Here is a 22,207-nt window from a genome sequence, read left to right on the forward strand (position 1 = left end):
TTTGCCTGCCGATTCCCGTGTTGCGGATTATTCTCGATTTATCTATCGATTTCGCCGAACACCACATCCATGGTGCCAATAATCGCGACGACATCAGCAATCATGTGGCCACGCGCAATCTCGTCCATTGCAGCCAGATGTGCGAAACCGGGGGCCCGCAACTTCAATCGATATGGCTTGTTTGCCCCATCGGAAACCGCATAGACACCAAATTCACCCTTGGGATGCTCGACTGCCGCATAGACCTCGCCCTTGGGGACATGAATGCCTTCAGTAAAGAGCTTGAAGTGGTGAATCAACTCCTCCATATTCGCCTTCATCTGCTCACGGGGAGGAGGTGCAACCTTGTGATTTTCGGTAATAACCGGACCTGGATTCTGCCGGAGCCAATCGATGCATTGACGAATGATGCGGTTCGACTGGCGCATTTCCTCCATTCGGCAGAGATAACGGTCATAGCAGTCCCCGTTTTTTCCAACCGGGATATCGAAATCCAATCGATCATAAACTTCGTAGGGCTGCTTCTTGCGAAGATCCCAGGCAATCCCGGAACCTCTGAGCATCGGGCCGGAAAACCCCCAACCCAGTGCCTGTTCCGGGCTCACCACACCAATTCCGACGGTGCGCTGCTTCCAGATACGGTTATCTGTCAGCAGGGTTTCGTATTCGTCACAATAACGCGGGAAGCGCTGCGTAAAGTCATCCAGGAAATCAAGCAAGGACCCCTGCCGATTGCCATTCAACTCCTCGACCGCCTTTGCATTCTTGAATTTATTGACCTGATACTGGGGCATTCGATCGGGCAAGTCCCGATAAACGCCGCCTGGACGATAGTAGGCCGCGTGCATGCGTGCTCCGGAGACAGCCTCATACGCGTCCATGAGATCTTCCCGCTCACGGAAGGTATAGAGCACCATGGTCATCGCACCGATATCCAGCGCGTGAGTGCCAATATTGAGCAGATGATTCAAGACCCGGGTAATTTCGTCAAACATAACCCGGATATATTGAGCACGCAGCGGCACCTCCAAGCCCAATAGCCGCTCAATGGACATGCAATAGGCATGCTCGTTGCACATCATGGACACATAGTCCAACCTGTCCATGTAAGGAACGGACTGTACCCAAGTCCGGGTTTCTGCAAGCTTTTCCGTTCCTCGATGCAGCAGACCAATATGGGGATCCGCACGCTCCACGACCTCCCCGTCCAACTCAAGAACAAGGCGCAATACGCCATGAGCAGAAGGATGCTGCGGACCGAAGTTAATGGTGTAGTTGCGAATCTCAGCCATGACCCACATCCCCGTAGTTTTCTTCACGCACGATACGCGGCGTATTCTCCCGAGGCTCAATCGTTACAGGCTGATAGACCACGCGCCCCAATTCCGGGTCGTAGCGCATCTCGACGTACCCCGAAACAGGAAAGTCTTTACGGAAAGGATGACCAACAAAACCGTAATCCGTCAGAATCCGACGCAAATCCGGATGCCCGGAATACATGATTCCATAGAGATCAAAAGATTCACGTTCATACCAATTCGCACTGGGCCACAGGTCAACCAGGGAATCCAGAACGGGGAAATCGTCGCTATCTGCGAAAACCCGCAGCCTCAAGCGCCAGTTATTCTTGATCGACAGCAGATGGGCTACGGAAGCAAAACGAGCCCCCTCCCAAGAACCATTGCCGTAGGCCGAATAATCAATCCCGGACAAATCAATCAGCTGTTCAAAACTGAACTCCGGGTTGTCTCGTAGCGCAGAGGCGAGCCGCAGATAGTTCGATGCGGACACCTCTATCGTCAATTCACCGCATTCGAGCACTTGCGAAAGTAGATCTTCGCCAAAAACCTCGCGAAGCCTTTCATTGAGCCGTTCAAGTCTGGCACTCATTTCCGAGCCTACCTGTCAGCGCGCAATAGTATTCGTGCGCTTGATTTTGTTTTGCAGCTGAATGATTCCATAGAGGAGCGCCTCCGCCGTCGGGGGACACCCCGGGACGTAAACATCCACCGGAACGATGCGGTCGCAACCACGCACGACAGAATAGGAATAGTGGTAGTAGCCACCGCCATTTGCACAGGAGCCCATGGAAATGACCCATCGGGGCTCTGCCATCTGGTCATAGACCTTGCGTAAGGCCGGAGCCATCTTGTTGCAGAGCGTACCAGCAACAACCATCAGGTCGGACTGCCTGGGGCTCGGCCTGAAAACGACACCAAAACGGTCAAGGTCATAACGGGCACAGCCCGCGTGAATCATCTCAACCGCACAACAGGCCAACCCGAAAGTCATTGGCCACAACGAACCAGTACGAGTCCAGTTGATGACCGCATCAAGCGAAGTAGTGACAAACCCTTCGCGAAAGACGCCTTCAATGCTCATGCCTTACTCCCAGTCGAGTGCGCCGTTCTTCCACTCGACGATATAACCGATGACCAGAATGGCCAGAAAAACCATTACGGATCCGAAAACAAACCAAGCCAGTTCGCCGGCGGCAATGAATTCCTGAAAGACGGTCGCCCACGGAAAAAGAAAGGCGATTTCTAAATCGAACAGGATAAAGAGAATGGCGATGAGATAGTAGCGGACATCAAACTTCATCCGGGCATCTTCAAATGCCTCGAATCCGCACTCATAAGGAGAAAGTTTTTCGCCATCAGGGCGATAAGGGGCGAGAACACGCCCCAGGACAACAGGAGCGACACCAAAGCCCAAGCCCACGAGAATGAAGACCAACACAGGAAAATAATTTTCCAGCATGCCCATTTACTCCTATTTGAGCCCGGCGATTTATCTAGATCGCCATTATTGTTTTCAGTGTCCCTGTAGAAACGCCCGCTTACGCGGGCGTTTCAGTATTCTGGTGCCGACGATGAGACTCGAACTCATACGGCTTTCGCCACCACCCCCTCAAGATGGCGTGTCTACCAATTTCACCACGTCGGCTCGCTGTTCGTTACAGCTAGATAATTATACGACTATTTGCGCGGTGCGCAAAGCCTCTTTCCACTTTTACCTGGGTATCGACTGGGCCTTGGAATCATCTACCGGCTGCGGCACTTCTTCCGCCTTGGGCTGCTGAGAGGCTGGCGTAGATTGCACGGCTCCTTCCATTACGCTCGCCGGTGCACTAGGTTTGTTGCTCGCTAGATAGCTCAAGCCAAGGCTAGTAATAAAAAATACCGTCGCAAGGACAGCCGTGGTCCTGCTCAAGAAGTTGGCGGACCCCGAAGAGCCAAACAAACTACCCGACGAACCGCTACCGAAAGCCGCCCCCATATCAGCACCCTTACCGTGCTGCACAAGGACCAATCCAATCACCCCAATGCCAACCAGCACATGAACCGTCAGCACCAGCGGAAAAAGTACATTACTCATCACAAACCCTGAAAAACGAGCTGCCGCTCAGTAATCGGCAGCCGCGCGGCATATCGCCAAGAAATCCCGGGCAACCAAGGAAGCCCCCCCGATCAACCCACCGTCCACATTCGGTACCGCGAAAAGCTCGGCAGCGTTGCCAGGCTTGACGCTCCCTCCGTACAGAATCTTCGTTGCCACGCCACCACCAAAGACACGCTGGGCCCACACCCTTATGGAGGCATGCACCTCTCCCACCTGCTCCGTAGTGGCGGTCAAACCACTCCCGATCGCCCATACAGGCTCATACGCCAACACAACCCGATCGACAGCCAGTCCATCCACCTCGGCGGCCACAGCATCCAACTGACGCGTGACCACTTCCAGCGTCACCCCGTCGTTCCGCTGAGCCAATGTTTCCCCTACACACACAATGGGAAGCAATCCCACCCCCAGCGCCGCCCTTGCTTTGCGGCCCACCGTGCCATCATCTTCCCGGAATAGGGTGCGACGCTCGGAGTGACCAACGATGACATAGCTACACCCGAGATCAGAAAGCATCCGCGCACTCACTTCGCCCGTGTAAGCTCCTTCGTCGAACTCACTGACGTTCTGGGCTCCCAAGGCTATTTCAGAAGCCGATGACAGCAGATGCGACGCCTGCGCCAAGTACGGGAAGGGCACGCAGATGGCCATTGCACACCCGAAACCCGCGCTCTTCGTGACCTCCTCGAGGAACGCAGCGTTACCCGCTAGGCTGCCATTCATCTTCCAGTTGCCGACAACGAGTTTCTTGCTCACATCCATGGCCCGTCTGGCAAATCGCGAAATTATAGGTTGATGAGATTGAAGGCGCAAACGCCCTGTCCCACGCACCATTGCGTCAGACAGGGCGTCGTCGAGCGAGATCGGCGGCCCGCCGATCTCGGCTCCCCTCAACCAAAGCGACCGGTGATGTAGTCCTCTGTCTCTTTCCGCTTCGGCTTGAGGAACAACTCGTCAGTAACACCGAACTCCACCATCTCGCCCAAGTACATGTAGGCCGTGTAGTCCGATATACGGGCTGCCTGTTGCATGTTGTGGGTCACGATTACGATGGTGAACTCCTTCTTGAGTTCGTCCACCAACTCCTCGATCCGGGAGGTAGAGATCGGGTCCAGCGCAGACGTTGGCTCGTCCAGAAGGAGCACCTCTGGCTTGACCGCAATGCCACGTGCGATGCATAGCCGCTGCTGCTGCCCACCCGACAAACTCATTCCGCTTTGCTTCAGCTTGTCCTTGACCTCATCCCACAGTGCAGCCTTACGTAAAGCCCACTCCACGCGCTCATCCATCTCGGCAACAGAGAGTTTTTCATGTAGGCGTACACCGAACGCAATGTTGTCGTAGATAGACATGGGGAATGGCGTCGGTTTTTGGAAGACCATGCCAATCTTCGCGCGCAGTACGCTCACATCGATGTCGCTCGCGAGGAGGTTGCGCCCGTCGAACAACAACTCCCCCTCGGCCCGCTGGTCCGGGTAGAGGTCGTACATGCGATTGATGGTCCGCAGCAAGGTGGACTTGCCGCAGCCGGAAGGGCCAATGAAGGCGGTCACGGTATGGCGCGCCATCCGGAAATTGATGTTTTTCAGCGCATGGAACTTACCGTAGTAGAAGTTGAAGTCCCGGAACTCGAGTTGCGCGTCGGCGATATCCATTTCGGTCGTCAGTCCTGTACCCATGGGTCGTCAGTTGAGCTTTTCGGCCCGCAGGAAGACACGGGCAATGATGTTAAGGGCGAGCACGCCCAACGTGATGAGGAAGACCCCGGCCCAGGCCAGTTGCTGCCACTCAACGAAGGGGCTCATGGCGAACTTGAAAATTGTGACTGGCAGGTTTGCCATCGGCTCATTCAGACTCAAAGTCCAGAACTGATTTGACAGCGCAGTAAAGAGCAAGGGCGCCGTTTCACCAGCGATACGTGCCACTGCGAGCAGCACCCCCGTCACAACCCCCGCCCTCGCGGCCCGCAGGGTAACCTTGGATATGACCACCCGCTTCGGCGCCCCGAGTGCGAAAGCAGCCTCTCTCAAGGTGTTCGGCACGAGTTGCAACATGTTCTCGGTCGTTCGCACCACGACGGGCAAGACAATGAGTGCCAGAGCGACTACCCCGGACCACGCAGAGAACTTGCCCGTGTTCGCTACGATCAAGGCGTACACGAATAAGCCAATGACGATGGAAGGAGCCGACAGCAGCAGATCATTGATAAAGCGCGTTGTCTGGCCCAGCAGGTTGAAGCGCCCGTACTCGGCAAGATAGACCCCGGCGAGGATCCCTATCGGCGTTCCGAGCAGAGTAGCCAGCGTCACCATCAGCACGCTACCTGCAATGGCGTTGAGCAAGCCGCCATCGCTCGCCCCCGGAGGCGGCGTCATCTGGGTGAAGAGATTCAGGGAAAGCCCCGAAACGCCCAGATCGAAGACGGTCCAGAGTATCCATGCCAACCAGAACAATCCGAATAGCATGGCGCCCATAGACAGGGTCAACGCGAGCCGGTTGACCAGTTTTCTACGCATCAACAGATTCATGGCGCTCAGCTCCGTCCGCCTTCGCTCTTTGAGAGGCGCTGCAGCAACAATTTGGACACGACCAGCACGAAGAGCGTGATCACGAACAGGATCAGGCCCAGCTCCATCAACGCCGCCGTATGCAAGCCAGGATCGGCTTCGGCGAACTCATTCGCCAGCGCAGAGGTAATGCTATTCCCGGGGGCAAACAGGGAAGCCGTATTCAAGAAATTTGTATTGCCGATTACGAAGGTCACTGCCATGGTTTCGCCCAAGGCACGCCCCAAGCCGAGCATCACTCCACCAACCACGCCGGTCTTCGTGTAAGGCAGAACCACCCGCCAGACAACCTCCCAAGTGGTGCAGCCCAGCCCGTAGGCGGATTCCTTTAGCATTGCCGGCGTCACCTCAAACACGTCTCGCATCACGGACGCAATGTACGGGATGATCATGATGGCGAGGATCACGCCGGCGCAGAGCAGGCCTATTCCCAGCGGAGGACCAGCGAACAGGCGACCAATCAACGGCAGATGGCCCAGCGTGTTCTGCAGCGCCGGCTGCACGTACTGGGCAAAAATGGGAGCGAAGATCAGCAGACCCCACATGCCGTAAACAATGCTGGGAATGGCGGCGAGCAACTCGATCGCCGTACCGAGCGGGCGCCGCAGCCAACGTGGAGACAGTTCCGTCAGAAAAAGCGCGATACCGAAGGACACCGGAACCGCGATGACCAGAGCGATCAACGCAGTAACCAGCGTGCCGTACACCGGCACCAGGGCACCGAATTTCTCCATCGGCGGATTCCACTCCGGCGAAAAAAGAAAACCGATGCCATAGGCTTCAATACTGGGCCAGGACGCGACCGTCAGCGCAACGATGATCCCGGCCAGCAGAACAAGGGTAAGTACAGCGAACGAACGCGCGACCCCAGAGAACAGACGGTCGCCCAACTTTGTCATTCCGTTACTTCCTCCCTTGCTAGCGGAATCTTGGCCAGTGGGGGCGGGTGAGGCAGCAGACACCCCTCCCCCGCTGATCTTCACTTCGCCGAAGGCCTCAGGGGCCTCCGGCCGTTCATTGCGTTGCATCGCGCCTGACCTTTGCGGCCTGTTAATTCTTCAGCACAGCAGCGCCGCTAGCATCCTTCATCTCGCCCCATGAGGCCTTGATGAGCTTTACGGTGTCGGCAGGCAGCGGCACGTAGTCCAAATCCGCGGCCATCTGCGAACCATTGGCGTACGCCCAGTCGAAGAACTTCAGCACCTCCACGGCCTGGCCCGGCTTGTCCTGCGTCTTGTGCATCAGAATGAAGGTGGCGCCAGTGATGGGCCAAGAGGTCTTGCCGGCTTGGTCGGTGAGGATTTCATAGAAGGCCGACTTGCTCCAATCCGCACCCGCCGCAGCAGCCTTGAACGCATCATCGGTAGGAGCGACAAACTGGCCTTCCTTATTCTGCAGCACAGCGTAGGTCAGCTTGTTCTGTTTAGCGTAAGCGTACTCCACATAGCCGATCGACCCCGGAAGACGTTGCACGAAGGCAGATACGCCTTCGTTCCCCTTGCCCCCCAGCCCAACCGGCCACTGGACCGCAGAGCCTTCCCCGATCTTCTCCTTCCATTCAGAGGAAACCTTGGAAAGGTAGTTGGTGAAGATGAAAGTGGTTCCAGAGCCATCCGCACGACGGACGACTCCGATCGGCTGGTCGGGCAGAGCCAGACCTGGGTTCAGCGCAGCAATGGCCTTGTCGTTCCACTGCACGATCTTGCCGAGATAGATGTCGGCCAACAGTTGGCCAGTCAGCTTGAGTTCGCCCGGCTTGATACCCTGGACATTCAGCACCGGCACCACCCCGCCAATAACGGTCGGGAACTGCTGCAGGCCGTTCTTGCTAAGCTCTTCCGGCTTGAGCGGCATATCGGACGCGCCAAAATCCACCGTCTTGGCGTTGATCTGGCGGATACCGCCACCAGAGCCGATTGATTGGTAGTTAACCTTGTTGCCGGTCGCCTTCTGGTAGGCGTCGGCCCACTTGGCATACACCGGAGCCGGAAAGGAAGCACCAGCACCGGTCAGCTCGGCTGCATGGGCGCCCGTGGCAAACAACACGGCGGAAGACGCAACCACGGCGAATTTCTTCGACAAACGGATCATGACTACCTCTACTTGGTGACAGAGTCGCCAAAGTAACAATCGTTTGTTACGTCCATGTTTCATGTCTTCAAATTGTCAGACGACCGCAGCCTCGACGGCCTCCGCGATCCCTCTGGCCAAACGCTCTACCAGCGCGCCGTCCCGCCCTTCCACCATGACTCGCAGCAGGGGTTCGGTGCCCGACGGCCGGAGCAGGACGCGGCCTTCGTCTCCCAAGGTTTCTTCCGCTATCTCCTTGGCGGTCTTGATTCCCATGTCACCTTGCCAATCGAATCCCGCGGGCAGGCGAATGTTGATTAGTTTCTGCGGATAGAACACTAGGTCGGAGCACGCTCCGCTCAAGGTATGGTTCCGTTGCCGCAGCGCTGCGAGTACCTGAAGTGCCGAGACAATGCCGTCACCAGTTGTATGCCGGTCCAGGCAGATGATGTGGCCAGAGTTTTCCCCCCCGAGCTTCCAACCGCGCTCATGTAGCGTCTCCAGGACGTAACGGTCCCCCACCTTGGCCCGCGCGAAGCCGACGCCAAGCCGTTTGACGGCATGCTCGAAGCCGAGATTGCTCATCAGCGTACCGACCACTCCCTCCAGGCGCCCTTCTTCCCGCCGCGCACTGGCAATCACGTAGAGCAGTTTGTCGCCGTCGTAGATCTCACCCCCCCGATCAACCATGATCAGGCGGTCCCCATCTCCATCCAGCGCAATGCCGATATCTGCTCCTTGCGCCAACACCGCTTGTCGAAGGTTCTCGGGCCGGGTCGCACCCACACCATCGTTGATGTTCAGTCCGTTAGGCTCGACCCCCACCGGAAAAACTTCTGCACCAAGTTCATGGAAGACGTTGGGCGCGATGTGATAGGCCGCACCATGAGCGCAATCCAATGCGATCTTCAAGCCACGCAGATCAAGCTCATTGGGGAACGTGCTCTTGCAGAACTCGATATAACGCCCAGCCGCATCAGCTATCCGGCGAGCGCGCCCTAGACGGACCGACTCGACGCAACCCATAGGCTCTTCCAGCCTCGCCTCGATATCCTCCTCTACCGCATCCGGCAGCTTTGCACCTAGTGCAGAGAAGAACTTTATCCCGTTATCATAAAACGGATTATGCGAGGCAGAGATCACCACCCCGGCCTGGAGCCGCAGCGCACGAGTCAGGTAAGCCACCGCCGGCGTGGGGATGGGACCGGCCAGCATCACATCCACCCCGGCAGCGGCGAACCCCGCCTCCAAAGCCGCCTCCAACATGTAGCCCGAGATCCGGGTGTCCTTGCCAATGAGAATGGCGGGATTCTCACCCGCAGGCAGCCTCTCTCTGGCGATGAGCGTCACTCCGGCCGCGTACCCCAACCTCATCACGAACTCGGGGGTAATCGGGGTGTCGCCCACTTTTCCTCGCACCCCATCGGTGCCGAAATACCGTCTGCCCATCGCTCACCTCAACGGAAAGCGCGAATTATGACACTGCTTGCCACACCAGCATCGCATCTCTGGTTGCCGCAACATCGTGCACCCGCACAATCGCCGCACCTCGTTGGATCGCGATCAAGGCGGCAGCGATACTTGCAGGCAGGCGTTCTTCGACCGCCCTTCCGGTAACCGCGCCCAACATCGACTTGCGCGACAGCCCGGCCAAGACTGGCAGGCCATGAATCCGAAAGCTCCCCAGCTCCTTCAACATGGAGAAATTGTGTTCCACGCTTTTTCCGAAGCCAAAGCCCGGATCCAACAAAATGCGCTCCGCTTCGACGCCCGCGGCCTTGAGAGTCTGGACACGCTCCCACAGAAAGCAACCAACCTCGGTAACAACGTCTGAATAGCGCGGATTCTGCTGCATGGTGCGGGGCTCCCCTGCCATATGCATCACACACAGGGCAGCCCTGCTCTCTCGAACCGCCTCTATGGCTCCATCAGCTCGGAACCCGTTTACGTCATTCACCATATCCGCACCAGCCGCCAACGCGGCCTTCATCACTCCAGGCTTCAGGGTGTCGATTGAAATGGGTACCTTCCAAGAAACCAATGCGTCTACCGCCCGGACAATGCGGTCTATCTCTTGAGCTTGTGGCACGGGCTCAGCACCGGGACGGGTAGATTCCGCACCAAGGTCGAGAATATCTGCGCCTTGCTCCAAGGCCTCTTCAGCCCGACTTAACGCTCTGGCCAGATCGCCATTACTCCCATCCCCGGTAAAGGAGTCCGCGGTTAGATTGATAATTGCCATGATTCTGGGTCGGCTTAGGTCAAGATCAAATCGGCCGCAGCGCAATACGCTCATTTCGTTACCCAAAAAAATGCGGGCCGGAATTACCCGGCCCGCAAGGGAGATACTAAAAAAAACTTATGCCGCAGGCGCAGTTGCATTGGGGGCGGCACCGGGCGAGTCGTCCTTGGAACGCGGCGCCGGCACCGCAGCAGGCTTGGGCGGACGCGGCGGGCGTCCAGCCATAATGTCATTCACCTGCTCCGCATCAATGGTCTCCCACTCCAGCAGCGCCTGCGTCATCGCCTCGACCTTGTCGCTGTTCTCTTCAATCAAGCCACGCGCCAACGCATACTGCTGATCAATGATCCGGCGAATCTCTGCGTCAACCTTCTGCATCGTCGCTTCAGAAACGTTGCGATGCGTCGTCACTTGGCGCCCGAGGAAGATTTCCCCCTCCTCTTCCCCGTAGACCATCGGCCCCAAGGTATCCGACATGCCCCACTGCGTGACCATGCGACGAGCCAGATCGGTCGCACGCTGGAAGTCGTTGGAAGCCCCGGTCGTCATCTGCTTCATGAAGATCTCTTCGGCTATTCGACCACCGAATAGAACCGCGATGGTCTGCAGCAGACGCTCCCTGTCTTGGCTGTAACGATCTTCTTCAGGCAATTGCATTGTCACACCCAGCGCTCGCCCACGAGGAATGATAGTGACCTTGTGCACCGGATCCGTCTTGTCCAGCAAGCGTGCCACGACCGCATGGCCGGACTCGTGATAGGCCGTATTTCTGCGCTCCTCTTCCGGCATGACCACGGACCGGCGCTCGGCACCCATCATGATCTTGTCCTTGGCGCGCTCAAAATCGTCCATGTCCACCAGTCGCTTGTTGGCGCGAGCAGCGAACAGTGCAGCCTCATTAACCAAGTTGGCCAGATCCGCACCAGCGAATCCAGGCGTCCCGCGCGCCAGAACCTGCGGATCGACATCCGGCGCGATAGGCACCTTCCGCATATGCACCTTCAGAATCTGCTCTCGGCCCCGGATGTCAGGCAGCGCAACGACGACTTGACGATCGAAGCGTCCAGGCCGCAGCAGCGCCGGGTCGAGTACATCCGGACGGTTGGTCGCTGCGATCACGATCACACCCGTCTGCCCCTCGAAACCATCCATCTCCACCAGCAACTGGTTGAGGGTTTGCTCGCGCTCATCATTACCGCCACCCAGGCCAGCGCCCCGTTGACGTCCCACAGCGTCAATTTCGTCGATGAAGATGATGCAAGGAGCGTGCTTCTTCGCCTGCTCGAACATGTCCCGGACGCGAGCCGCGCCGACGCCGACGAACATTTCCACGAAGTCGGAACCGGAGATCGAGAAGAAGGGCACTTTTGCCTCTCCGGCGATCGCCTTGGCAAGCAGTGTCTTACCGGTACCCGGCGAGCCAACCATCAGCACACCCTTGGGAATACGACCACCCAGCTTCTGGAACTTGGAAGGATCACGCAGGAACTCGACCAGTTCTCCGACTTCTTCTTTGGCCTCGTCGCAACCCGCCACATCCGCAAAAGTAATCGAGTTGGCCGACTCATCCAACATTCGCGCCTTGCTCTTGCCGAACGAGAATGCTCCGCCCTTACCTCCACCCTGCATCTGGCGCATGAAGAATATCCACACACCAATCAGGAGAAGCATCGGGAACCAGGAAACGAAGATACTCGTCAGGAAAGACTGCTCTTCCTCGGGCTTGGTCGCATTGACGGAAACCCCGTAACGCATCAGGTCTGAGACCATCCAAATGTCCTGGACACCCGGCGTATAGACAGTGATCTGCCGGCCCTCCTGAGTCGTCGCGCGCACTACCCGACCATCAATGGTCGCCTTGGAGATACGCCCGGCCCTGGCCTCCTCCATGAACTGGGAGTACTCCACGGTATTCGGCGCCGACTGGCGAGCGTTGAACTGGTTGAATACGGTCATCAAGACGACGCCGATAACCATCCAGATCGCAAGATTCTTGAAAAGATTGTTCAACGTATTACCCCAAAAGCCTTCTACAGGCGTGCGTTGGATTGACCCATTCTAGAGTGGAACGTTCCCCCCCGCAAACCAATGGGGTCGATTACCCTGGCCTATGGCTTCCCGCTTTCTAGCGTGGTCGAAGACCGCTGCCGAGAAGATAAACCTCTGCGCTACGGTCCCTAGAGGCCTTGGGCTTGCGCACTTGGACAGAGGAAAAAACGCCCTCCATCTCCTGGCGGAACGCTATGAAACCTTCCCCTTGGAAAACTTTGACCAGGAAACGGCCTGCGGGCTTCAAATGGGACCGAGCGAAATCAAGGGCGAGTTCGCAAAGATGAATCGAACGCGCTTGGTCGACTGCAGCAACTCCTGACAGATTGGGGGCCATGTCGGAAAAAACAAGGTCTACCTCACGGCCATCTAACTGCGCCTCCAAGGCGGCCAATACCGACTCTTCGGTGAAGTCGCCCTGGAGGAAACTCACGCCAGCCAGCGGCTCCATCGGGAGTAGATCCAGGGCAAACACCTTGCCAGAGCCCCCACAGCGCTGCACGGCGACCTGGGACCAGGACCCTGGCGCTGCGCCGAGGTCGACAACCACCACACCCGGCTTGAGCAAGCGGTCCCTATCATCGATCTCCATGAGCTTGTAGGCAGCCCGCGCCCGGTAACCTTCTGCATTGGCCTTCAACACATAGGGATCGCTAAGATGCTCCCGCATCCAGGCCTTACTGGTCTTGCTTCGTTTCATCGGAGTAAAATCCGTGCCCCACGAAAAGAGAATCTCAATGCTTGAACTTACACCGGCCGAACGGCGCGACCTGCGTGCCCGGGCACATCATCTGAGCCCGGTCGTCACCATCGCGGCCAACGGTTTGACTCCCGCCGTCGCGGCCGAGATCCATCGGTCCCTGCAAGCCCATGAACTCATCAAGGTCAAGGTTCAGGGTACAGAGCGCACTCAGCGCGAGGAGTTGATGGTTCAACTCTGCCAAGAGCTGGGGGCAGCCCCCGTCCAGCACATCGGCAACATCCTCATCATCTGGCGCAAGCGGATCGAAGAGGAAAAAAACAAGGCAGTCGAGGCCAAGGCCAAAACATCAACTCGTCCGGGCACCGCGAAGTCTGCAGCCGCCTTTGCGGCGGCGGCCCGGCGTGCCGCTTTGATGCGGGCCTCCGCCGAACAACGCAAAGGCGCGCCCCGTTCCTCAGCCAACAAATCGAAGGGCAAGCGCTGACCGCTTCCGGACAAGCTGCTGGGAGGGACAACGGCAAAGGTTTAGCCGGCCTGAGTTGCGTTCTCAATGAGCGATGGCCTGAAGACAACACCTTCAGGCCATCACGGAAAGGCTGGTTTCACCTCGCGCTCAGCACTTTCTGAACCGGTCAGACATACCGGACGTCGATAATCTCGTACTCGCGGATACCGCCGGGAGCCTGAACCTCGGCGATATCGCCAGCGTACTTCCCGATCAAAGCGCGGGCAATCGGAGAACTGACCGAGATCTTGTTCTCCTTGATGTCCGCCTCGTCCTCGCCAACGATCTGATACGACACCGTCTGGCCGGACTCCATGTCCTCCAAGTCCACCGTCGCGCCGAACACGCAACGGCCGTCTGCGTCGAGCAACTTGGGATCAATGATCTGGGCGTTGGACAGCTTGCCCTCGATCTCCATGATCCGCCCTTCGATGAAGCCCTGCCGCTCCTTGGCCGCGTCGTACTCGGCGTTCTCCGAGAGATCGCCATGCGAACGCGCCTCGGCAATGGCAGCGATCACATTGGGACGCTCCACTGTCTTCATGCGGTGGAGTTCCACGCGGAGCTTCTCCGCGCCAGTGATGGTAAGAGGGGTCTTGTTCATACGACTTTATTCAGTTCTGCGTGCAGCATCTGCACGGCATAGACTTCGAGTCCCGCCAGATGACGGATCCCCATGCAAGCGGCGCGAGCACCCTCGATCGTGGTGTAGACCGTCACCTTCGCGGCAAGCGCACTTGTACGAATGGAGCGAGAGTCAGTGATGGCCTGACGCTTCTCTTCGACGGTGTTGATCACCAGATCGATCTCGTTGTTCTTGATCATATCGACGACGTGAGGCCGCCCTTCATTGACCTTGTTCACAACTGAAACCGAGATGCCCTCCGCCTCGAGGGCAGAAGCTGTACCACGGGTCGCAACCAGATTGAAACCCAGTTCCCGCAATTCCTTGGCCACCTCCACCGCCGCAGGTCGATCCGTCGGCTTAACGCTGATGAAGGCAGTACCCGAGGTCGGAAGTCGCACGCTGGCGGCCAGCTGACTCTTGACGAAAGCCTCCGCGAAGCTGCGGCCGACGCCCATGACCTCGCCGGTAGACTTCATTTCCGGTCCAAGGATGGTATCTACGCCCGGGAACTTGACGAACGGGAACACCGCCTCTTTCACCGAGTAGTAAGGCGGCACGATCTCGCCAGTCACCCCTTGGTCGACGAGCAACTGCCCGGCCATGCAACGCGCAGCCACCTTGGCCAGCGGCAAGGAGCAAGCCTTGGAAACGAATGGCACGGTACGCGAAGCACGGGGATTCACCTCCAGCACATACACCACGGCGTTGTCACCCTCGCCCTGGATGGCGAACTGGACGTTCATCAGGCCAACCACGTTCAGCGCTCGGGCCATCGCCTCAGTCTGGCGCCTCAGCTCATCCTGCAGCTTGGCTGACAGGGTATAGGGCGGCAGCGAGCAAGCGGAGTCGCCGGAGTGCACGCCAGCCTGCTCAATGTGCTCCATGATGCCGCCGATGATGACCTGCTTGCCATCCGAAAGCGCATCAACGTCCACTTCGGTGGCATCGTTAAGGAAACGATCCAGCAGCACCGGCGACTCGTTCGAAACCTTCACCGCCTCGCGCATATAGCGCTCGAGATCCTTCTGCTCGTGCACGATCTCCATCGCCCGGCCACCCAGCACATAAGACGGGCGGACGACCAGCGGATAGCCGATCTCCGCCGCCAGGCGCACGGCCTCTTCCGGGGTACGTGCGGTACGGTTGGGCGGCTGCTTCAGGCCGAGATCGTTCAGCAACTTCTGGAAGCGCTCACGGTCCTCAGCGGCATCGATCATGTCCGGCGTGGTGCCAATGATGGGCACGCCGTTCTCTTCCAGGGCCTTGGCGCGCTTCAACGGCGTCTGGCCGCCGAACTGGACGATGACGCCGACGGGCTTCTCGATATGCACGATTTCGAGAATGTCTTCCAGGGTGATCGGCTCGAAGTACAAGCGGTCGGAAGTGTCATAGTCGGTCGACACGGTTTCGGGATTGCAGTTGACCATGATGGTCTCGTAGCCGTCCTCACGCAGGGCGAGAGCAGCATGGACACAGCAGTAATCGAACTCGATACCCTGACCAATACGGTTGGGACCACCGCCCAGCACCATGATCTTCTTCTTGTCGGTCGGCCGCGCTTCGCACTCTTCCTCGTAGGAGGAATACATGTAAGCCGTCGACGTCGCGAATTCCGCTGCGCAGGTATCCACCCGCTTGAACACCGGACGCACACCCTGCGTATGCCGATGCAGGCGAACCGCGGTCTCATCGGTGCCCAGCAGCTTCGCCAGACGACGATCCGAGAACCCCTTCTTCTTCAGCTCGCGCAGTTCACCGGCCTGGATGGCCTTCAGTGAACGGCCAGCCAGCGCCTTTTCGGTCAAGACGATGTCCTCGATCTGGGCCAAAAACCAGGGGTCGATCTTGGTCAGCGAGTGCACCTGCTCTTGGGTCATTCCTTCCCGGAAAGCCTGCCCCACGTACCAGATGCGCTCGGCACCGGGGTTAGCCAATTCGTGTTCCAGATCCTCACAGTCCGCCTCGACTTCATCCAGTCCATAAACCCCTACTTCAAGACCGCGCAACGCCTTCTGGAAAGACTCCTGGAAGGTCCGGCCCATGGCCATCACTTCCCCAACCGACTTCATCTGAGTCGTCAGGCGCGAGTTCGCTTGGGGGAACTTCTCGAATGCAAAGCGCGGGATCTTGGTGACGACGTAGTCGATGGACGGCTCGAAGGACGCGGGCGTCGCACCGCCGGTGATGTCATTGCGCAGTTCGTCCAGCGTGTAACCGACCGCCAACTTCGCGGCGACCTTCGCAATGGGGAAACCCGTCGCCTTGGATGCGAGAGCGGAGGAACGGGACACCCGCGGGTTCATCTCGATCACGATCATCCGCCCATCCTTGGGGTTGATCGCGAACTGTACGTTGGAACCGCCGGTATCCACCCCGATCTCGCGCAGCACAGCGATGGAGGCATTACGCAGGATCTGGTATTCCTTGTCGGTCAGCGTTTGCGCGGGCGCGACGGTGATCGAGTCGCCGGTATGCACACCCATCGGATCCAGATTCTCGATGGAGCAGACGATGATGCAGTTATCGGCGCGGTCACGCACGACCTCCATCTCGTACTCCTTCCAGCCGAGCAGCGACTCCTCGATCAGCAACTCGTTGGTCGGACTGGCTTCGAGACCCCGCTTGCAGATCTCGTGGAACTCTTCCATGTTGTAGGCGATGCCGCCGCCGGTGCCTCCGAGCGTGAAGCTGGGCCGGATGATGACCGGGAAGCCGATGCCGCCCTGCGCCTGCAGCGCCTCTTCCATGCTGTGGGCAATGGCGGAACGCGCGGAACCGAGCCCGATACGAGTCATCGCCTCTTTGAACTTCAGGCGGTCCTCCGCCTTGTCGATAGCTTCCTGCGAGGCGCCGATCAGTTCAACGCCGAACTTGTCGAGCACGCCATGACGGGCCAGATCCAAGGCACAGTTGAGCGCCGTCTGCCCGCCCATCGTCGGCAGCAGGGCATCCGGACGCTCCTTCTCGATGATCCGCTCGACCACCTGCCAAGTGATCGGCTCGATGTAGGTAACGTCCGCCGTCTCCGGGTCGGTCATGATGGTGGCCGGGTTGGAGTTGACCAGGATGACCTTGTAGCCCTCCTCCCGCAGCGCCTTGCAGGCCTGGGCGCCGGAATAGTCGAACTCGCAGGCCTGACCAATGATGATCGGGCCAGCGCCGATGATCAGGATGCTCTTGATGTCGTTACGTTTGGGCATTGCCTCGCCTCGATGATTCTGAAGCGGCGGACCGAAGGCCGCCGGTTGCATTCTTTACTTTGCGCCGTCTTCCATCAGGCGGATGAAGCGGTCGAACAGGTAGGAAACGTCGTGCGGTCCCGGACTCGCTTCCGGGTGGCCCTGGAAGGAAAAGGCAGGTACGTCAGTCCGGGCAATGCCCTGGTTGGTCCCATCGAACAAAGACACATGGGTCACCCGCAGATTGTCCGGCATGGTCGCCGCATCCACCGCAAAGCCGTGGTTCTGGCTGGTGATCAACACCTGGCCGGTTTCCACATCCTTGACCGGGTGGTTTGCACCGTGGTGGCCCGCTTTCATCTTGAGCGTCTTGGCCCCGGAGGCCAGGGCCAGCAGTTGATGCCCCAGGCAGATGCCGAAAGTCGGCAGACGGGCTGCAAGGATCTCCTTGATCGCCTCGATGGCGTAATCGCAAGGCTCCGGATCCCCCGGGCCGTTGGACAGGAACACGCCATCCGGCTTGAGAGCCAGCACATCCTTGGCTGGCGTCTGGGCCGGCACCACCGTCAAGCGACAGCCGCGGGAGGCCAGCATGCGCAGGATGTTGCGCTTGACCCCGAAGTCGTACGCGACGACGTGAAAACGGCTATCACCGGAAACGAAGCCTTTGCCCAGTTCCCACTCGCCTTCCGACCACGGATAGGAAGACTTCACGCTGACGACCTTGGCGAGATCCATGCCGGCCAAGCCCGGGAACTCCCGTGCTGCGACAATCGCCTGCTCGGCATTCAGCGCCGCCCCCTCAGCGGCGGTGACGATACACCCTGCCTGAGCGCCCTTCTCCCGCAGGATGCGGGTAAGTTTGCGCGTATCCAGGCCGGCGATCGCAACGATGTTCTCATCACGGAGATAGGCATCCAGCCTCTTCTCCATCCGGAAATTCGAAGGCAGCAGCGGCAGATCACGGATCACCAGGCCGGCGGCATGGACCCTATCCGCCTCCACGTCCTCCCGATTGACACCGGTATTACCGATGTGCGGGTAGGTCAGCGTCACGATCTGGCGGGAATAACTGGGATCCGTGAGGATCTCCTGATATCCGGACATGGAGGTGTTGAACACCACCTCGCCAACCGTGCTGCCGACCGCACCAATACCCTTGCCGAAAAAAACCGTCCCGTCGGCAAGCGCGAGAAGGGCGGGCGGAAAAGCGGTCACGACAAACTCCTGAGTTTCAGCCGAAAATGGGGACAAGCCGGCCTGAGCGCCCCCATATGTGAAAAAAACGGGACGACCCAATGGGGCGATCCCGCTATCAAATCCTTGAGATTCTAACGTTTTTGGCCCCTCGAGGCAAACCCGAGGGCAACGCAGGCGGAGCCTGGCCGCAATGCCGCGAGCCACTTGAGTCCGACGCGCGCGCCGCCTCCCGGCCAGCTAGTTCGAAAGGTTGCGGCTACTTCAAACCCAGGACATCCTGCATGTCGAAGAGCCCGGCAGACCTGCCGTGCAGAAATCGTGCAGCCCGGAGCGAACCGATGGCGTAAGGCATCCGGCTGCCCGACTTGTGAGTGATCTCGATGCGCTCGCCGATACCCGCGAACAGGACCGTGTGATCCCCCACCACGTCTCCGCCCCGTATGGTGGAAAAGCCGATGGTCTCGGCCTTGCGCTCACCCGTCACTCCTTCGCGGCCATAGATTGCACAATGATCCAGGTCGCGCCCGAGCTCGCGCGCCACCACCTCACCCATCCGCAGCGCCGTACCAGAAGGCGCATCCACCTTGAAACGGTGGTGAGCCTCAATCACCTCTACGTCGTAACCCTCAGAGAGGATGCGGGCAGCCACTTCGAGCAACTTGAACACCGCGTTCACACCCACCGCCATATTGGGCGCAAAAACCACCGGGATTACCTCTGCCGCCCTGGCAATGGCAGCCTTGCCTGCCGCATCGAAACCGGTGGTGCCGATGACAGCCGCCTTGCCCAGTTCCCGCGCCAACGCCAAGTGCCCCAGCGTCCCCTCTGGCCGCGTGAAATCGATCAGGCAATCTGCCGAAGCAATTGCCCGCCGGGCATCCTCCGTGATGAGCACACCTGTAGCGGCGCCGACCAGCTCACCTGCATCCCGTCCTGCGAAGGTCGTACCCGGGCGGTCGAAAGCCGCCGCAAGAACAACCCCCTCCTCTTTCAGCGCCGCTTCGATCAGCATCCGCCCCATCCGCCCGGAGGCACCAGCGATCGCTACGCGTATTCCACTCATCTCACTTTCCACATGAACATTTCGGATCGACGCTGACAATCGGTCGACGTCTCACCATTTACTTGCTTTCGGTCGCCGGCACATCCACCACGCGGGAGCGACGCTCCTGCTGCGCGGCAGCAGCGCCCTGGGCATCGCCCGCGGCAACATCCCCTTCGACGTGATCCAGCCTGTCATCGACGAAGTAGACAGAAATGATCCGCTGCTCCGCCTCAGCCTTGCCCGGTTTGAAGCGATAAACGTAGTCCCAGCGATCTTTGCGGAATACATCGACGATCAGTGGCGAGCCAAGGACGAAACGCACCTGATCGCGCGTCATGCCTTTTTTTAGTTGGGAAACCATCGCCTGGTCCACGTAATTCCCCTGGCGAACGTCTATCTTGTAAGGATTCACCTTGTTAACGATGGTATCGACGGAACAAGCGGTGACAAGCACGGCGGCAATGAGCACGCAGGGGAGCGAGGAACGCATGGAGTGGGTCAGGTAGGGGCGTCGGCATCGACGCACGGTTCTCAGTAAAGGGCAAAAAATATAACATAGCGCCGCTGGGCAGACCGTCCTACCTCGCTGCCCCTCCCTAGCCACCCGACAGGCAACTATGTCCGAGAACTCTAAAAGCTTAAAAAGCATCGGCCTGAAGGCGACTTATCCGCGCCTCAAGATTCTGGACCTGTTCCAGAACTCCGATCTGCGCCACCTCACTGCGGAAGACGTCTATCGACTGCTGATGAACGAGGGCATGGATATCGGCCTCGCCACGGTGTATCGCGTTCTGACGCAATTCGAGCAGGCCGGCCTGCTTGAGCGCCATTACTTCGAATCCGGCAAGGCGGTGTTCGAACTGAACCAAGGAGGTCACCATGACCACTTGGTGTGCCTGCAATGCGGCAAGGTCGAAGAGTTCTACGACCCGGAGATCGAGAAGCGTCAGAATGCGGTGGCCGCCGACCGTGGCTTTGCGGTCAAGGAGCATGCGCTCTATCTCTATGCGGACTGCCTGCGCAAGGACTGCCCCAATCGCGGAGACGAGAGCCTCTGACTGCGTAGAGGTCCTAGGCGCTCTGCCCGCCCAGGATCTCGCCGGAGCTTCTCAGACGGAGGCCGTCGCCAGCATTTCCGCCGCGTGCTGGCGGGTGGTATCGGTGATATTCACCCCACCCAGCATGCGGGCGATTTCCTCGATTCGCGCTGCCGCATCCAGCGGAGTCACTTCGCTCAAGGTCTCCCCTCCCCGTTCTGCCTTGGCAATCTGCCATTGCCAGTCCGCGCAGGCCGCGACCTGCGGCAGGTGGGTGACACACAAGACCTGCCTGTCCTTCCCCAGGCGGGCAAGCAGTTTGCCGACAATCTCGGCCACCCGCCCCCCGATTCCAACGTCCACTTCGTCGAAGATCAGCGTAGGCGTAGCCGAATCCCGGCTGGTCATGACCTGGATTGCCAGGCCGATGCGCGAAAGCTCACCGCCGGAAGCCACTTTCGCCATGTTGCGCAGAGCCTGACCCGGGTTAGCAGCCACCCGGAACTCCACCTGTTCGACACCGCTCGCACTCGGCTCGCAGGGCTCTAGCGCCACCTCGAAACGACCGCCAGCCATCGCCAGCGTCTGCATCGCTTCCGTGATTTCCGCCGAGAGCCGCTCGGCAGCAGGACGTCGGGTCGCCGACAGCTTCGCAGCAAGCTCAGCGTAACGCTGGCGACTGCGGGCCTCGGCCTCCGTCAGCCGCACCGGGTCGGCACTGACCTCAAGCTCCTCGAAACGCGCCTTCCACCCTTCGAGCAGACCAGGCAACTCCTCGGGAGCGGACCGGTACTTCCGCGCGACATCCATCACCGCGGATAAACGACGCTCCACTTCCGCGAGGCGTTCAGGATCTAGGTCCAACCTGTCTCGATAGCGTTTGAGTGCATGCAGTGCTTCATCAGCCTGCACCGCCGCCGAGGACAAGAGCTCCCTCACCTCGCCCAGCCCAGAATCGATGGCAGCAAGCTCAGCCATGCGGGCATCCAGCTGCCCTAGCATCGCGCAGATGGCGAAATCACCTTCATCCAGCGCAGCCAACGTCGCATCGGCGCCTTCCATCAGGCTGGCGGCATGAGCAAGGCGGACGTGTTCGGCATTCAATTCGGACCATTCGCCCGCCTCGAAACCCAACTCGTCCAGCTCCTTGATCTGCCAGCCCAGCAGCTCGCGTTCCCGCACAGAGGCTTCGCTGTTCTGCTGCGCGGCCCTCAAGGCAGCGGCGGCCTGCTGCCAGTGCCGGTAGTTGTCGGCCACCTCCCTGACAAGCGCCTGCGCCCCCGCGTGGGTGTCGAGCAGGGCGCGTTGCGCATCGCCGCGAAGCAAGGCGTGATGAGCGTGCTGCCCGTGTATGTCGGCGAGGAAATCCGCGGCTTCGCGCAATTGCGCCAGGGTGGCCGGCGTACCGTTGATCCAGCCGCGACTGCGGCCTCCCGCATCGACGACGCGACGGAGGATCACCATGCCATCTTCGGTGGGCAAATCCTGCCCGGCCAACCATGACGCAAGAGCCCCGCCTTCCTCCAGGTCGAATTCGGCGGCGATATCAGCCTTCTCCCGCCCCGCCCGGACCACAGAAC

Annotated in this window: 22 protein-coding genes and 1 tRNA gene; 2 read left to right on the top strand and 21 right to left on the bottom strand. The window is 59.2% G+C overall.

The genetic code is table 11. The features are described from left to right. Positions 1-38 precede the first annotated feature (38 nt). From GRF61_RS02520 to rlmE, 15 genes are all read right to left on the bottom strand, one after another. The gene (locus tag GRF61_RS02520) at positions 39-1,292 is read right to left on the bottom strand and encodes an NADH-quinone oxidoreductase subunit D (RefSeq protein WP_169149154.1); all 1,254 of its coding nucleotides are present in this window, start codon (positions 1,290-1,292) and stop codon (positions 39-41) included. Further along, positions 1,285-1,890: an NADH-quinone oxidoreductase subunit C gene (locus tag GRF61_RS02525; protein ID WP_169149155.1), complete on the bottom strand. Its 606-nt coding sequence runs from the start codon at positions 1,888-1,890 to the stop codon at positions 1,285-1,287. The genes GRF61_RS02520 and GRF61_RS02525 overlap by 8 nt, the downstream gene beginning before the upstream one ends. Positions 1,891-1,905: 15 nt before the next feature. Further along, positions 1,906-2,382: an NADH-quinone oxidoreductase subunit B gene (locus GRF61_RS02530; RefSeq protein WP_133587856.1), complete on the bottom strand. Its 477-nt coding sequence runs from the start codon at positions 2,380-2,382 to the stop codon at positions 1,906-1,908. Between the two features lie 3 nt (positions 2,383-2,385). Then, on the bottom strand, positions 2,386-2,760 hold the full coding sequence (gene ndhC / locus GRF61_RS02535) for an NADH-quinone oxidoreductase subunit A (RefSeq protein WP_169149156.1): 375 nt from the start codon (positions 2,758-2,760) through the stop codon (positions 2,386-2,388). Positions 2,761-2,861: 101 nt separating this feature from the next. Then, a tRNA-Leu gene (locus GRF61_RS02540) sits at positions 2,862-2,946 on the bottom strand. A 66-nt stretch (positions 2,947-3,012) separates the two neighbouring features. After that, entirely contained in the window at positions 3,013-3,378 is a 366-nt protein-coding gene (gene secG / locus GRF61_RS02545) for a preprotein translocase subunit SecG (protein ID WP_169149157.1), read from the bottom strand. Between the two features lie 27 nt (positions 3,379-3,405). Then, positions 3,406-4,164, bottom strand: coding sequence for a triose-phosphate isomerase (gene tpiA / locus GRF61_RS02550; RefSeq protein WP_211165692.1), 759 nt, complete (start codon positions 4,162-4,164; stop codon positions 3,406-3,408). Positions 4,165-4,292: 128 nt separating this feature from the next. Continuing rightward, on the bottom strand, positions 4,293-5,057 hold the full coding sequence (pstB, locus tag GRF61_RS02555) for a phosphate ABC transporter ATP-binding protein PstB (RefSeq protein WP_169149158.1): 765 nt from the start codon (positions 5,055-5,057) through the stop codon (positions 4,293-4,295). Between the two features lie 30 nt (positions 5,058-5,087). Further along, a complete protein-coding gene (gene pstA, locus GRF61_RS02560) occupies positions 5,088-5,930 on the bottom strand; it encodes a phosphate ABC transporter permease PstA (protein ID WP_248281074.1) in 843 nt (280 codons plus the stop codon). Between the two features lie 5 nt (positions 5,931-5,935). Beyond that, complete coding sequence (pstC, locus tag GRF61_RS02565; protein WP_348982334.1) at positions 5,936-6,931, bottom strand: phosphate ABC transporter permease PstC; 996 nt, start codon at positions 6,929-6,931, stop codon at positions 5,936-5,938. An 88-nt stretch (positions 6,932-7,019) separates the two neighbouring features. Continuing rightward, on the bottom strand, positions 7,020-8,060 hold the full coding sequence (gene pstS / locus GRF61_RS02570) for a phosphate ABC transporter substrate-binding protein PstS (protein WP_169149160.1): 1,041 nt from the start codon (positions 8,058-8,060) through the stop codon (positions 7,020-7,022). A 75-nt stretch (positions 8,061-8,135) separates the two neighbouring features. Further along, positions 8,136-9,488: a phosphoglucosamine mutase gene (gene glmM, locus GRF61_RS02575; protein ID WP_169149161.1), complete on the bottom strand. Its 1,353-nt coding sequence runs from the start codon at positions 9,486-9,488 to the stop codon at positions 8,136-8,138. A 25-nt stretch (positions 9,489-9,513) separates the two neighbouring features. Beyond that, a complete protein-coding gene (folP, locus tag GRF61_RS02580) occupies positions 9,514-10,335 on the bottom strand; it encodes a dihydropteroate synthase (protein ID WP_169149162.1) in 822 nt (273 codons plus the stop codon). Positions 10,336-10,398: 63 nt separating this feature from the next. Beyond that, a complete protein-coding gene (ftsH, locus tag GRF61_RS02585; RefSeq protein WP_169149163.1) occupies positions 10,399-12,291 on the bottom strand; it encodes an ATP-dependent zinc metalloprotease FtsH in 1,893 nt (630 codons plus the stop codon). Between the two features lie 115 nt (positions 12,292-12,406). Then, positions 12,407-13,030 (bottom strand): 23S rRNA (uridine(2552)-2'-O)-methyltransferase RlmE, encoded by a 624-nt coding sequence (rlmE, locus tag GRF61_RS02590; RefSeq protein ID WP_169149164.1) that lies wholly within the window; start codon positions 13,028-13,030, stop codon positions 12,407-12,409. Between the two features lie 37 nt (positions 13,031-13,067). Between rlmE and GRF61_RS02595 the strand changes: the two genes are divergently transcribed. Then, positions 13,068-13,517 carry a YhbY family RNA-binding protein gene (locus tag GRF61_RS02595; RefSeq protein WP_169149165.1) on the top strand — a complete coding sequence of 150 codons (450 nt, stop codon included), beginning with the start codon at positions 13,068-13,070 and terminating at the stop codon, positions 13,515-13,517. A gap of 148 nt (positions 13,518-13,665) precedes the next feature. Here the strand turns inward: GRF61_RS02595 and greA are convergent, their stop codons facing one another. The 5 genes from greA to bamE all read right to left on the bottom strand — a co-directional run bounded on the left by greA (position 13,666) and on the right by bamE (position 20,080). Further along, positions 13,666-14,142: a transcription elongation factor GreA gene (greA, locus tag GRF61_RS02600; RefSeq protein WP_169149166.1), complete on the bottom strand. Its 477-nt coding sequence runs from the start codon at positions 14,140-14,142 to the stop codon at positions 13,666-13,668. Beyond that, entirely contained in the window at positions 14,139-17,366 is a 3,228-nt protein-coding gene (gene carB / locus GRF61_RS02605) for a carbamoyl-phosphate synthase large subunit (RefSeq protein WP_169149167.1), read from the bottom strand. The genes greA and carB overlap by 4 nt, the downstream gene beginning before the upstream one ends. Before the next feature lie 54 nt (positions 17,367-17,420). Continuing rightward, positions 17,421-18,563 carry a glutamine-hydrolyzing carbamoyl-phosphate synthase small subunit gene (gene carA / locus GRF61_RS02610; RefSeq protein WP_169149168.1) on the bottom strand — a complete coding sequence of 381 codons (1,143 nt, stop codon included), beginning with the start codon at positions 18,561-18,563 and terminating at the stop codon, positions 17,421-17,423. Between the two features lie 238 nt (positions 18,564-18,801). After that, entirely contained in the window at positions 18,802-19,608 is an 807-nt protein-coding gene (gene dapB, locus GRF61_RS02615; protein ID WP_169149169.1) for a 4-hydroxy-tetrahydrodipicolinate reductase, read from the bottom strand. 58 nt (positions 19,609-19,666) lie between these two features. Then, positions 19,667-20,080 (bottom strand): outer membrane protein assembly factor BamE, encoded by a 414-nt coding sequence (bamE, locus tag GRF61_RS02620; protein ID WP_169149170.1) that lies wholly within the window; start codon positions 20,078-20,080, stop codon positions 19,667-19,669. Between the two features lie 127 nt (positions 20,081-20,207). On the opposite strand from bamE, the gene fur reads away from it, so the two are divergent. After that, on the top strand, positions 20,208-20,648 hold the full coding sequence (gene fur / locus GRF61_RS02625) for a ferric iron uptake transcriptional regulator (RefSeq protein WP_169149171.1): 441 nt from the start codon (positions 20,208-20,210) through the stop codon (positions 20,646-20,648). Between the two features lie 51 nt (positions 20,649-20,699). Here the strand turns inward: fur and recN are convergent. After that, positions 20,700-22,207 (bottom strand): DNA repair protein RecN (recN, locus tag GRF61_RS02630; RefSeq protein WP_169149172.1); only part of this gene is annotated, 1,508 nt, incomplete at its 5' end.

Source organism: Azoarcus sp. TTM-91, from assembly GCF_012911025.1.
Classification (GTDB): Bacteria; Pseudomonadota; Gammaproteobacteria; order Burkholderiales; family Rhodocyclaceae; genus Azoarcus.